The organism is Ahrensia marina (genome assembly GCF_001293565.1).
GTDB classification, from domain to species: domain Bacteria; phylum Pseudomonadota; class Alphaproteobacteria; order Rhizobiales; family Rhizobiaceae; genus Ahrensia; species Ahrensia marina.
This window is the reverse complement of sequence record NZ_JXMU01000001.1, coordinates 20661-33246: the sequence shown is the minus strand read 5'-3', so window position 1 is coordinate 33246 and position 12586 is coordinate 20661. Positions and strand designations below refer to the sequence as shown.

At 50.5% G+C, this 12586-nt stretch carries 8 protein-coding genes; 4 read left to right on the top strand and 4 right to left on the bottom strand.

Annotated elements, in window-relative coordinates:
- Positions 1 to 149: 149 nt before the first annotated feature.
- Entirely contained in the window at positions 150 to 1679 is a 1530-nt protein-coding gene (gene pdxR, locus SU32_RS00145; protein ID WP_053997294.1) for a MocR-like pyridoxine biosynthesis transcription factor PdxR, read from the bottom strand.
- 212 nt (positions 1680 to 1891) lie between these two features.
- Here pdxR and SU32_RS00140 point away from each other — a divergent pair, with 212 nt between their 5' ends.
- The 3 genes from SU32_RS00140 to SU32_RS00130 are packed head-to-tail and all read left to right on the top strand — an operon-like array spanning position 1892 to position 7475.
- Positions 1892 to 2485 (top strand): helix-turn-helix domain-containing protein, encoded by a 594-nt coding sequence (locus SU32_RS00140; RefSeq protein WP_053997293.1) that lies wholly within the window; start codon positions 1892 to 1894, stop codon positions 2483 to 2485.
- Positions 2486 to 2516: 31 nt separating this feature from the next.
- Positions 2517 to 4964 (top strand): GcvT family protein, encoded by a 2448-nt coding sequence (locus SU32_RS00135; RefSeq protein WP_053997292.1) that lies wholly within the window; start codon positions 2517 to 2519, stop codon positions 4962 to 4964.
- A gap of 51 nt (positions 4965 to 5015) precedes the next feature.
- On the top strand, positions 5016 to 7475 hold the full coding sequence (locus SU32_RS00130; protein ID WP_053997291.1) for a GcvT family protein: 2460 nt from the start codon (positions 5016 to 5018) through the stop codon (positions 7473 to 7475).
- Positions 7476 to 7516: 41 nt separating this feature from the next.
- On the opposite strand, the gene pta is transcribed toward SU32_RS00130, so the two are convergent.
- The 3 genes from pta to SU32_RS00115 form a co-directional block, all read right to left on the bottom strand.
- Entirely contained in the window at positions 7517 to 8512 is a 996-nt protein-coding gene (gene pta, locus SU32_RS00125) for a phosphate acetyltransferase (protein WP_053997290.1), read from the bottom strand.
- A 109-nt stretch (positions 8513 to 8621) separates the two neighbouring features.
- On the bottom strand, positions 8622 to 10403 hold the full coding sequence (gene xsc / locus SU32_RS00120; RefSeq protein WP_053997289.1) for a sulfoacetaldehyde acetyltransferase: 1782 nt from the start codon (positions 10401 to 10403) through the stop codon (positions 8622 to 8624).
- Between the two features lie 351 nt (positions 10404 to 10754).
- Positions 10755 to 11396, bottom strand: a complete 642-nt coding sequence (locus SU32_RS00115) for a hypothetical protein (RefSeq protein WP_053997288.1) — start codon at positions 11394 to 11396, stop codon at positions 10755 to 10757.
- Between the two features lie 492 nt (positions 11397 to 11888).
- Here SU32_RS00115 and SU32_RS00110 point away from each other — a divergent pair, with 492 nt between their 5' ends.
- The gene (locus SU32_RS00110) at positions 11889 to 12584 is read left to right on the top strand and encodes a CoA transferase subunit A (protein ID WP_053997287.1); all 696 of its coding nucleotides are present in this window, start codon (positions 11889 to 11891) and stop codon (positions 12582 to 12584) included.
- Positions 12585 to 12586: the final 2 nt, after the last annotated feature.

Genomic DNA, 12586 nt, shown 5'->3' with positions numbered 1-12586 from the left:
AGACTTTGGCAAGCAGACTCTGCTTTACGGTATGGGCCTAGCGCCAAAATTTACAGCAGCATGAGTCCAGCGGTCATTAGAGACCATGAATTTTCACATGGCCGGACGCTTTTAAAAACTGTTGCACAAATTTTAGAATTTGTGCTGGTTTATTCGGCAGCAAATGTTGTGATCGATGCACTGCGTGTTGCTTCGGCAGGTGTGGTGCCGAGTAATAGTGTCGCCCGTTTTGCCAACAGCCTTATGCCTTCTTCGATTCGCTCGTCGGGAATAGATGAGAAGCCGAGACGGAAATAATTTTTATGGTTCTCGCTATCAGCGAAAAATATATCGCCCGGTTCGATCAAAATGCCGTCTTTGATCGCTTCTGTTGCCAGTTGCACAGCGTCGAAACCGCGTGGTCCTTCAACCCAAAATGACGTCCCGCCAAATGCAGGTGTGTGTGACCATCCCGGAAAATAGTCGGCAAGCGCTAGATTTATTATTTCCCATCGCTTCAAATAAGTGCGGTGCAGGCGGTTAATGAGCGCATCGTGGCCGCCAAGCGAAAGGAAAAGCGCAACAACGCGCTGGTTATTGCCCGGTGGATGGCGCAGCATTAACCGGCGCAATGCCCTGATTTCAGCAATCACATCTGCAGAGGCAACGACAAAGCCCATGCGCAGCCCCGGCATCATTGATTTTGAAAGACTGCCGACATGCAACACGCGGCCACTGGTATCAAGGGATTTGAGCGCCGGTGTTGGCTCTCCCCGATAATTGGTCTCGTACTCATAATCATCTTCGATGATGAGGGCATCGTTCTCATTGGCCCACGCGAGCAATTGACGGCGGCGCTTCATGCTCATGGTCACATTTGTTGGAAACTGGTGGCTTGGTGTAACGAAAACAAGCTTTGCATCGCCTAGCTGATCGACGCAAATACCCTCGTCATCGACCGGAATCCGCCGCACATCATTGGAACGCAGTTCAAACATATTGCGAATATCCGGATAGCCGGGATCTTCAACCGCGACCGGTGTGTCCTCACGCACAAACAAATGCGCGAGAAGGAAAAGCGCATTCTGAGCGCCCATCGTGATCAATATTTCGTTCGAACGCGCCATAACACCGCGGCGGGTTAAAACACGTTGCTGAATCTGTTCGACAAGCATCGGATCATCGGCGCTAAACCTGTCGTCTGTCCATGCGTCCAGCCATTTTAAACTCATGGTCTGGCGCATGCAGTCACGCCAGGCGCTTATCGGGAAAAGCTTCGGGTCTACCTGTCCATAAATAAATGGATATTTATAATCGTGCCAGTTTTCAGGCTTTGAAATGTTGATCTGCGAAGCCGGACGCAGACGCAGTTTTTCATCCCAATTTACGGGTGTCGTGGCTTCTACGGGGCGGCTTGACGTATTTTGCAATTTCGGTTTCGGGGCAGCCTGAACATCCGGCGCCACGTAAAAGCCGGATCGTTCCCGCGCGACAAGAAAACCGTCTGCCGCCAGTGCCTGATAGGCGAGCATAACAGTATTGCGCGATACTTTCAGCCGCTTGGCCATAGCGCGTGTCGAAGGGACGGGAGAGTTGGCCGGCAGCTGGCCGGCAATCATTGCGGATACAAGCATCTCACGTATTTGCGACTGCAAAGACATCGTGTCTTGGCGTTCAACATGAAACAGGCTGTATCTCATTTTTCGGCACCTTTCCTAGTGCTTTATTATGCGTCCATCTGGTCTAGTTATCAAGTGATACTGGCCCCATTCGCAAAATAAATGAAACTTTTTGTCTCATTTATCGATTGAAGTAAGCGATGCTTTCGCTATCTGTAACCGTGTTGAAATATTTGTTGCAATTTTTCGAATAAATGAAATTATGGAGAAAAATTTCATTTAAGGCAATAGACATGGTTGATGATTCCAAACTGTCCATAGAGAAGGCCGCTGAAGTCCGGCACCATATTGGCGATGATGTGCGGGCTTTGCGAAAAGCGCGAAACATGACAATCATGGAATTGGCTGAAAAACTAAGCCGGTCGATTGGCTGGCTCAGTCAGGTCGAACGCGGTCAGACCGATCCGAGTATTCCCGATATCCGATCGCTCGCAGAAATTTTTGAAATACCGGTCTCATTCCTGTTCAGGAACGAGTTGGCCGATGAAGCCGAGCGTGGTTTTGTTGTTCGCAAAGGTGCACGTGCATCCTTTGGCAACCGGCAGGACGGGTTGGTAGAGCAGCTTCTTTCGCCTGATTTATCAGGTGATTTCGAGATCATTCACTCAACATTTGAGCCACATAGCCAGAGCGCATGGATCAAGGCGCGGCCTACGCAAGAGGCCGGTTATTTAATATCCGGCAAGCTTACCTTGGCGTTTCGTGACCGCAGATTCGTGCTCAACGCCGGTGACAGTTTTCAATTTCAGAATGAAAAATACCAATGGTCCAATGACGGCGATGAGCCAGCGGTAGCAGTGTGGGTGATTTCTCCGCCCGTTTACTGAAGTCACCTTAGCGAAAATTTTGGAGAGAATTATGAGCAAGCTTCCCTCAACCGCGCGTGTGGTCATTATTGGTGGCGGTGTCGTTGGCGTGTCCACGCTTTTTCATCTGGGCAAAGTGGGATGGAAAGACTGTGTGCTTCTTGAAAAGAACGAGCTGACCGCAGGCTCAACATGGCATGCAGCCGGCAATTGCCCGAATTTCGCTCCTAATTGGGCGGTGATGAACATGCAGCGCTATGGTCTGGCGATGTATCGGACGCTTGCCGATGATGTCGACTATCCAATGAATTACCATGTGACCGGCGCTCTGCGGCTTGCGCATACAAAAGAGCGGATGATGGAATTTGAGAAGGTGGCCGCGCAGGCCCGTCATCAGGGGTTGGAAATGGATATCTGCACACCGCAGGAGTTGCAGTCACATAATCCCTTTATGGAAACACATGATCTTGCCGGTGGCCTTTGGGATCCGCTTGACGGTGATATCGATCCTGCACAGCTTACTCAGGCGCTTGCGAAAGGTGCGCGCCAGATGGGCGGCAATATTCAGCGCTTTTGTCCGGCAACAGGCGTTTCGCGCGATGGCGATGAGTGGATCGTCCACACAGAAAAAGGCGATATTCGGTGCGAATATGTTGTGAACGCTGGCGGCTATTATGCCCAGCGTATCGGCGAATGGTTCAAACCGTTTGGCGGACGCACTGTTCCGCAAATTGTGATGAGCCACCAATATTTTCTTACCGGAGAAATTCCGGAGATTGAAGCCTGGACAAAGGAAAACCGGCGCAAAACGCCTATGATCCGCGATGTGGATTCATCTTATTATCTGCGTCAGGACAAGAACGGTCTCAATCTTGGTCCCTATGAGCGCAATTGCAGGGCTCACTGGATTACGCCGGAAGATCCGATGCCGGATGATTTTTCATTCCAGCTTTATCCGGACGATTTAGAGCGTCTTGAATGGTATATCGAAGATGCGATGGGCCGTGTGCCGACTCTGGGTACAGCAGGCGTCGAGCGTGTTATCAACGGACCTATTCCCTATGCGCCGGACGGATTACCAATGATTGGTCCTATGCCCGGCGTTAAAAACGCCTTTGAAGCCCATTCATTTACCTTCGGCATCGCGCAGGGCGGCGGTGCGGGCAAAGTGATGGCCGAGTGGATTATTTACGGCGAAACCGAAAGCGATATGTGGTCGGTTGATCCGCGTCGCTATACTGCACATGCCGATCATGACTTCTGCCTGCAAAAGGCGCTGGAAACATATGGCCATGAATATGCAATGCACTTTCCGCACCATGAATGGCCTGCCGGACGCAATAAAAAGCTATCGCCAGTCCACGATAAAATCGTCGCGGCAGGCGGTCAGATGGGCGCCTATAATGGCTGGGAGCGCGCCAATTGGTTTGCGCAAGAAGGCGATGATACCAGCGAAGAAGCGACACAAACCTGGTCGCGCGGCGGCCCTTGGGAAAAGCGTATCAGGCAAGAAGTTGAAGCGGTTCGCGACAATGTCGGTGTTTTGGATTTGCCGGGCTTTTCGCGCTATCACCTTGCCGGAGAAGGCGCGGCGGAATATTTGCGCGGGATGATCGCTGGCGCTTTGCCAAAAGCAGGGCGCATGACGCTTGGATATTTTCCTGATAGCCGCGGGCGCATTTTAACGGAAATGTCGATCATTCGTCATGAGGAAGACGATTTCACGCTCATCACCGCAGCACCGGCACAATGGCATGATTTTGATGTGCTGAATAAAAATCTGCCTGAAAACTTAACGCTCACTGATTTGACGGATGCATTTTCGACCCTGATCGTGACGGGTCCGAAGTCACGCGCATTGTTTGAAGAAATGGGTACAGATGCGGATCTGTCACTTGGCTGGCTGACGCATCAAACGGCCACAGTGGCAGGTGTGGAATGCAAATTGGCCCGTGTGTCTTTTGCTGGAGAGCTTGGGTGGGAAATACACGCCCGTATGGCGAATATTCCCGCTCTTTATGACGCGGTGATTAAAGCGGGCGCACAGCCATTCGGCATGTATGCACTTGGTTCGATGAGGCTGGAAAAAGGCTACCGTGCCTGGAAAGGTGATTTATCGACTGATTACTCGCTGGTGGAAGGTGGGTTGGAGCGCTTCATCCGCATTGACAAGCCGCAGGATTTTCCGGGCAAGGCCCAGTTAAAGGCGGAGTTGGAAAACGGCCCTGCCAAGCGCTTCGTGACCATGTCTGTAAACGCCGGTGATTGCGATGCGCCGTACATGTCGAGCATATTCCATAATGGCAAAATTGTCGGTGAAGTGACATCGGGCGGGTTCGGATACCGCACCAATACGTCGATCGCATTGGGTGTTGTGCGGGCAGACTTGGCCGAGCCCGGTACGAAACTTCAAATCGGGATATTCGGGAAGAAATACAAAGCCGAGGTGCAGCCTGACTGGCCGCTATGGGACCCGAAAAACGAACGGCTTCGCGCTTAAAAGCGCGCGCCCTTACGCCTTGATCAATGCCTCTAGTGCGGGAATAAACCCATGACTGACATGAAAACTCCACCGTCGAAAGCACGGGCCGTCATTATTGGAGGCGGTGTTGCAGGATGTTCTGTTGCCTATCATCTTGCCAAGCTTGGATGGAAGGATGTTGTTTTGCTTGAGCGCAAGCAATTAACATCGGGGACGACGTGGCACGCAGCCGGTTTGATTGCACAACTCCGCTCTTCGAAAAACATGACCCGCCTCGCCAAGTACAGTCAGGAACTCTATGGCAAGCTGGAAGAGGAAACCGGTGTCGCTACCGGCTTCAGACGCTGCGGCTCGATAACAGTGGCTTTAACCGATGAACGACTGGAGGAAATTACCCGTCAGGCGTCCATGGCGCGGGCTTTTGGTGTTGATGTCGAAGAAATCACACCGGCGCAAGTCAAAGAGCGTTATCCGCACATCAATCTCGACGGCGTTAAAGGTGGTGTTTATTTGCCAAAAGACGGGCAGGGCGATCCGGCAAATATCGCACTGGCGCTGGCTAAAGGTGCTAAAATGAACGGCGCGCACATATTCGAGCGTATGAAAGTGACCGAAATCCACGTCGATGGCGACCGTGTTAGCGGTGTGTCATGGCAGCGCGACGGTTCAGAAGAAAGCGGCATGATCGACGCTGATTTTGTGGTCAACTGCGGCGGTATGTGGGCGCGTGATATTGGCGAAATGGCGGATGTCAGCGTTCCGCTTCATGCCTGCGAGCATTTCTATATCGTTACGGAAAATATCCCTGATCTTAAGCAGATGCCTGTTCTGCGGGTACCGGATGAATGCGCCTATTACAAAGAAGATGCAGGCAAGATTTTGCTCGGTGCGTTCGAGCCAGAATCCAAGCCTTGGGGGATGAACGGCATCAGTCAGGATTTTGAGTTCGATCAATTACCGGAAGATTTTGACCATTTTGAACCAATTTTGGAAATGGCGGTTGAACGCGTACCCGTGCTTGCCGATGCCGGTATTCATACTTTCTTCAATGGGCCGGAGAGTTTTACACCAGATGACGCTTATCATCTTGGTGAAGCGCCCAATTTGAAAAACTTCTTTATTATGGCGGGCTTTAATTCGATTGGCATTCAATCCTCCGGCGGTGCAGGTTGGGCGCTCGCAGAATGGATGGATAAAGGCTTGCCGCCTTTTGATTTGGGCGACGTTGATATACGGCGTATGCAGCCGTTCCAGAACAATAAGACATATTTGTTTGAGCGGGCCAAGGAAAGTTTGGGTTTGCTTTATGCTGATCATTTTCCCTATCGCCAGATGGCAACCGCGCGGGGTGTGCGCCGTTCTCCGTTTCATGCCCATTTAAAGGAACGGGGTGCTGTGTTCGGTGAGGTTGCCGGATGGGAGCGGGCAAACTGGTTTGCCAATGCTGATCAGGAACCTGAATATAAATATTCATGGAAGCGTCAGAACTGGTTTCAAAACGCTGCCGAAGAGCACCGTGCCGTGCGCGAAAATGTCGGCATGTACGATATGACGTCGTTCGGTAAAATACGTGTTGAGGGACGCGATGCCTGCGCCTTTCTCAATTATGTTTGCGGCAATGATGTTGATGTGCCGGTCGGCAAAATCACCTATACACAGTTTCTCAATAAGCGCGGCGGTATCGAGGCAGATGTTACTGTTACGCGACTGGCTGAAAACAGCTATATTGTCGTGACACCGGCCGCAACGGTTCAGCGCGAAATGCATTGGATGCGCCGTCATTTGGGCAACTTTCAAGCGCTCATTTTTGACGCGACATCCGCTGAAGCGGTGCTTGCCGTTATGGGGCCGAATTCACGCCGTCTTCTGGAGCTTGTATCAAACCATGACTGGACGAATGACAATCATCCTTTCGGTCAGGCGAGGGATGTTGAGATTGGTATGGGGCTGGCGCGTGCACACCGTGTCACCTATGTCGGCGAACTAGGGTGGGAGCTTTATGTTTCAACCGATATGGCAGCGCATGTTTTCGAGACACTGTTTGAGGCTGGCCAGGATATGAATCTGAAGCTTTGCGGTATGCACATGATGGATTCATTGCGCATCGAAAAAGCGTTTCGCCATTTTGGACACGATATAACTGGTGAGGACCATGTGTTGGAAGCGGGTCTTGGTTTCGCAGTCAAAACAGCAAAGGAAAGCTTCGTTGGCCGCGATGCGGTTCTGCGTAAAAAAGAACAAGGACTGGATATGCGTCTTGTGCAGTTCGCGCTCAAAGACCCGTTGCCGCTCATGTATCATCATGAACCGATTGTACAGGACGGGAAAATCGTATCCTATATCACTTCGGCTAATTACGGACATACATTAGGGGCGGCTGTCGGACTTGGTTATGTGCCGTGTAAGGGCCAGTCTATGGCAGATATGCTGGCTTCAAAATTCGAGATTGAAATTGCAGGCCAGCGGTTTGAAGCCGAGGCTTCGATGAAGCCTATGTATGATCCTAAATCCGAGCGTGTGAAGGTGTAAGAAAATGATTCAAGTGCCGTAGATAAGCTGCTGGCTTTGAATCATTTTACCTGCGCGGCGGTGATCGCGATCATATTGGTTACATCTTGAGCAGAACAGCCGCGTGACAAATCATTGGCCGGTTTTGAAAGGCCTTGAAGAATGGGGCCTATCGCCTGTGCGCCGCCGATGCGCTGGGCAATTTTATAGCCGATATTTCCCGCATCCAAATTCGGAAAAACAAAGATGTTGGCATCGCCTTTCACATCATCATCCGGCGCTTTGGACTGTGCCACAGCAGGCAGGAAAGCGGCATCAAATTGCAACTCACCGGAAACAGTCAGATCGGGCAATCTTTCGCGTATCAGCTTTGTTGCATTTTGAACTTTGCTTACCTTGTCATGGCGGGCGCTGCCCATTGTTGAAAAAGATAGCATGCCGATTTTAGGTTCATTGCCGGTTAGCGCAATATATGAACCTGCTGAAGCAATCGCGATTTCTGCAAGCTGAACCGCATCGGGATCAATTGTCAGCCCGCAATCCGCAAAGACGAAAACGCCCTTTTTTGTGTGATGGTCCTGATTCAGCACCATAAGAAAAAAGCTGGAAACCAATGCGGCATCGGGCGCTTTTCTGATGATTTGCAGTGCAGCACGCACCGTATCCGCAGTTGTGGCAACTGCGCCCGAGACAGTACCGTCCGCATCGCCAAGACGTACCATCATGGCCGCAAAGTTAAGCGGGACTTTCATGCCTTCATGGGCAAATTCTTTGGATATGCCTTTGTTTTTTCGCAGTTCATAATAACCGCTGGCATAAGCTTCGTGGTGCTGTGTATCTGCCGGATCAATCAGGTTGAAATCCGATGCATTGTGCCCGCGCGCTTCAATCGCCGTGGCGACGATCTCCTTGTTGCCGAGGAGAGTTATGGCGGCAAGTTCCTGTTTGATTGCCGCTGCCGCGCCATCAATGATGCGCGGGTCAAGACCTTCGCTGAGCACAATATGTCGGCGTACAGATTTTGCAGCGGCATAGATAGGCTTTAGCGGATCATGCATGTATTTCTCACAGTTCACATAATAAAACGCTCTGCCAATGTGGAATCACCGGCAGAGCCTAACTTTAATCTTCCATCTTCATTTTTGACAGTCCGGACGGATTGTAACCTTACTCAGCGGCTTGTTGAGGGCGCATGTCGTTTGGATTGATACCTGCGACGGAGACCGGTTTTTTCATGGCATCGCGGCGGAATGGTTCGCCAAGCTCCTGATTAAGCACAACTTCAATGAATGTTGTTTCGTTGCGCTTCATCTGGCCTTCAATCGCGTCGTCCAGTGCTTTGGTTAAATCTTCCATCGTTGTGACCTGCACACCCTTAACACCGCAACCTTCGGCAATTTTTGCATACTCCACGCCAAGGTTCAGCTCTGTTCCGACGAAATTGTCGTCGAACCAAAGGGTTGTATTGCGCTTTTCAGCGCCCCATTGGTAGTTGCGGAAAATGACCATGGTGATCGGTTTCCAGTCATTACGGCCGCATGCGGTCATCTCGTTCATGGAGATACCGAAAGCGCCATCGCCGGCAAAGCCGATGACCGGCGTATCCGGATTGGCGATTTTCGCACCAAGAATGGCAGGGAAGCCATAACCGCATGGTCCAAACAGACCAGGAGCCAGATATTTGCGGCCTTTTTCGAACGTCGGATAGGCGTTACCGATCGCACAATTGTTGCCGATATCAGAGGAGATAATTGCATCTTTTGGCATTGCCGCCTGAATAGCCCGCCATGCCATGCGCGGTGACATGCGTTCCGGTTCGCGGTTGCGTGCGCGCTCGTTCCAAGTTGTGCCCGGATCATCGTCTTCATGATCCATTGAAGACAATTGTTGCAACCATGCTGATTTAGTCTGTGCAATGGTTGCTTCGCGGTCCTTGCGGCCTTCGTCGCCTGCACTTGGTGACAGTTTTTCCAGAATTTGCTCTGCAACCAGTTTTGCGTCGCCCTGAATACCAACGGTCACTTTCTTGGTAAGGCCGATACGGTCGGAATTCATATCCACCTGAATAATTTTTGCGTCTTTTGGCCAATAATCGATGCCGTAGCCCGGCAGGGTCGAAAATGGGTTGAGGCGCGTGCCAAGACACAAGACGACATCGGCTTTTGAAATCAGCTCCATAGCGGCTTTGGAGCCGTTATAGCCAAGCGGGCCAACAGATAGGGGGTGTGAGCCCGGGAAAGCGTCATTGTGCTGGTAGCCGCAACAAACAGGTGCTGACAATTTTTCAGCCAAGTCTACAGATGCCGGAATGCCGCCAGCCAGAATAACGCCGGCACCATTTAAAATGACGGGAAATTTAGCGTCTGAAAGCAATTTAGCTGCTTCGGTAATTGCCTGCTCGCCGCCGCGGGGACGTTCTAGGCGAACAATCTGCGGCAATTCAATGTCAATAACTTGTGTCCAGTAATCGCGCGGCACGTTGATTTGTGCCGGAGCTGAGCCGCGCCATGCTTTTTCAATCACACGGTTAAGCACTTCCGCCATGCGGGAAGGGTCACGTACTTCTTCCTGATAGCAAACCATGTCTTCGAACAGTTTCATTTGCTCGATTTCCTGAAAACCGCCCTGACCAATTGTTTTGTTAGCAGCTTGAGGAGTCACCAATAGAAGGGGAGTATGGTTCCAATATGCCGTTTTTACAGGCGTGACAAAGTTTGTGATGCCTGGGCCGTTCTGGGCAATCATCATAGACATTTTGCCGGATGAGCGCGTGTAACCATCTGCCGTCATGCCGGCGTTGGTTTCATGGGCACAATCCCAAAACTTAATTCCAGCTTTCGGAAAAAGATCAGAGATAGCCATCATGGCAGAGCCGATGATGCCAAATGCATTGTCGATGCCATGCATTTGCAATACTTTTACAAAAGCCTCTTCCGTTGTCATCTTCATATTGCGTACCCTCCACAGTGGTCATAGATAATTTCTGCTGCTGGGATGTTATATACCAGCTCTGCATTGTTCCTGCTGAGTAGTATAGTGGCTCCCAGCACCTTCAGTGCCAGATATAACGGTTCATTGGACCAGTTGTGATTGTAGCCAGAAAAACGCTGCAGGAGAGTGTTTAATATTAAAAAATGAGACTTTTTGTATCAAAAAACCTTTTTGATGATGTGCAAGGTGCGCTCAATTCTTCAATACACCGTCAGACATAAATAAGGCCTTGCCTCCGATTAAAGAAGCAAGGCCACGCAGGTAGAAAGAGCGAGTAGGTGGTGACTTATGATCTACCTGTGTATTTTATTAGAGTTGAATGGCAAGTCTGCACAGACGCACAGCCTTGGCTGGATGGTTTCGTGGTGAGTTCAAAATAGTACGGCAGTCTTTCAACAATTGATTCATGTCGCGTGAACTCATGTTTGCAAACATGTCGCGTGTTTTTTTGCTCCAGTTCCCCGGGATTTTTCCTGATGGATCCGTAGGGTTTTTTGTTGTAGGAGTTTTCGTTGTTGGATGGCCCAAGCTAACGTCGACATCAATTCCTTTGTTGCCGCCGATACCTACATTGGCATTAAGGCCACTACCGCCGCCAACATTGGCGCCTGCATTGATGCCACCGCTACTGCCGCCGACACTTGCACTGGCGTTGACACCGCTGCTGCCGCCGACGCTTGCGCCGGCATTGACGCCGCTACTGCCGCCGACGCTCGCACCGGCGTTTACGCCGCTGCTGCCGCCAACACTTACGCCGACACCAAGGCCGCCACCGCCATTATTATTTGTGCCAACTGAAATACCGTTTGATCCGCCAATTGATACGCCTTTTCCGTCTCCGCCTCCCAAGAGGCTACCGGCGTTAACGGGGCTGCTTATAAGAGCCGTTGCCATAAAAGTTCCGCAAATCAGCCCAAGTGATCGTTTCGTAAAATTACTCAATTCAAACATAATACTCTCCTCTGTTGCGTAGGAGATTGAACTGTAAGAAAGACATATTTATAAAACCCTAGGTTGCGTAGATAATAAAAGGCAACCTAAAGGGTCAAATTTTACGTGTCGTCGGTTGTAATGCCGTATTTTCCAGTCGTTTTCCGTTAACCCTATGATTACGCAGCTTTATCCGTAACGGCGGCATTTAATTAAAATGCCTCTGAATCCGTTTCATTTTGAGAATCCATTTCCTCAAAAAATGTACCAATTTGCGCTTTTTGTGCCTTGGACCTCCTGATTGATGCATCTTAGGCCTTGTGTTTGGTTGCAAAATAGGCAAGCGCGCGCCCGCTACGCGGGTAGGTTTTCTGCTCACGACTTCCCAGAATTGAAATTCAGCTTTTTGCGGACAACTCAGGTCGGCATCTTGCTACGCTTGACAAATGCTGCAGTGCAAAGTCAAACACTAGCAGAAGCCGCCCTGAGAGTGCGGCAAGTGTGGAGGTTCTGATGAAGAAGATTTATCCGAATGCAGCATCTGCCTTGGAAGGCCTGTTGCATGATGGAATGTTCATTGCTGCTGGCGGCTTTGGCTTGTGTGGTATTCCCGAATTGCTGCTACAGGCCATTAAGGAAGCGGGTACCAAAGATCTTACTTTTGCATCAAACAATGCTGGCGTTGATCAATTTGGTATCGGCATCCTTCTTCAAACCAAACAGGTGAAGAAAATGATTTCGTCCTATGTTGGCGAAAACGCGGAGTTTATGCGCCAATATCTTTCCGGCGAGCTTGAGCTGGAATTCAATCCTCAGGGAACTTTGGCAGAGCGTATGCGTGCCGGCGGCGCAGGTATCCCTGGCTTTTATACCAAAACAGGTGTGGGCACAGTGATCGCCGAAGGTAAAGAACACAAGGATTTTGGCGGCGAAACTTACATCATGGAAGAAGGCATTTTTGCCGACCTTTCAATAGTCAAAGCTTGGAAGGCGGATGAAACTGGAAATGCAATTTTCCGCAAGACCGCGCGAAACTTTAATCCACCTGCCGCGATGTGCGGCAAAACCTGCGTGCTGGAAGTGGAAGAGATTGTGCCTGTGGGCTCACTTGATCCTGACCACATTCATCTGCCGGGCATTTATGTTCACCGCCTTATTCAAGGTGAGCATGAAAAACGCATAGAACAACGCACAGTACGGGAGGCTTGATC

Coding starts and splice junctions, on each gene's coding strand:
- pdxR (WP_053997294.1), bottom strand. CDS start 1,679: ATGAGATACAGCCTGTTTCATGTTGAACGCCAAGACACGATGTCTTTG.
- SU32_RS00140 (WP_053997293.1), top strand. CDS start 1,892: ATGGTTGATGATTCCAAACTGTCCATAGAGAAGGCCGCTGAAGTCCGG.
- SU32_RS00135 (WP_053997292.1), top strand. CDS start 2,517: ATGAGCAAGCTTCCCTCAACCGCGCGTGTGGTCATTATTGGTGGCGGT.
- SU32_RS00130 (WP_053997291.1), top strand. CDS start 5,016: ATGACTGACATGAAAACTCCACCGTCGAAAGCACGGGCCGTCATTATT.
- pta (WP_053997290.1), bottom strand. CDS start 8,512: ATGCATGATCCGCTAAAGCCTATCTATGCCGCTGCAAAATCTGTACGC.
- xsc (WP_053997289.1), bottom strand. CDS start 10,403: ATGAAGATGACAACGGAAGAGGCTTTTGTAAAAGTATTGCAAATGCAT.
- SU32_RS00115 (WP_053997288.1), bottom strand. CDS start 11,396: ATGTTTGAATTGAGTAATTTTACGAAACGATCACTTGGGCTGATTTGC.
- SU32_RS00110 (WP_053997287.1), top strand. CDS start 11,889: ATGAAGAAGATTTATCCGAATGCAGCATCTGCCTTGGAAGGCCTGTTG.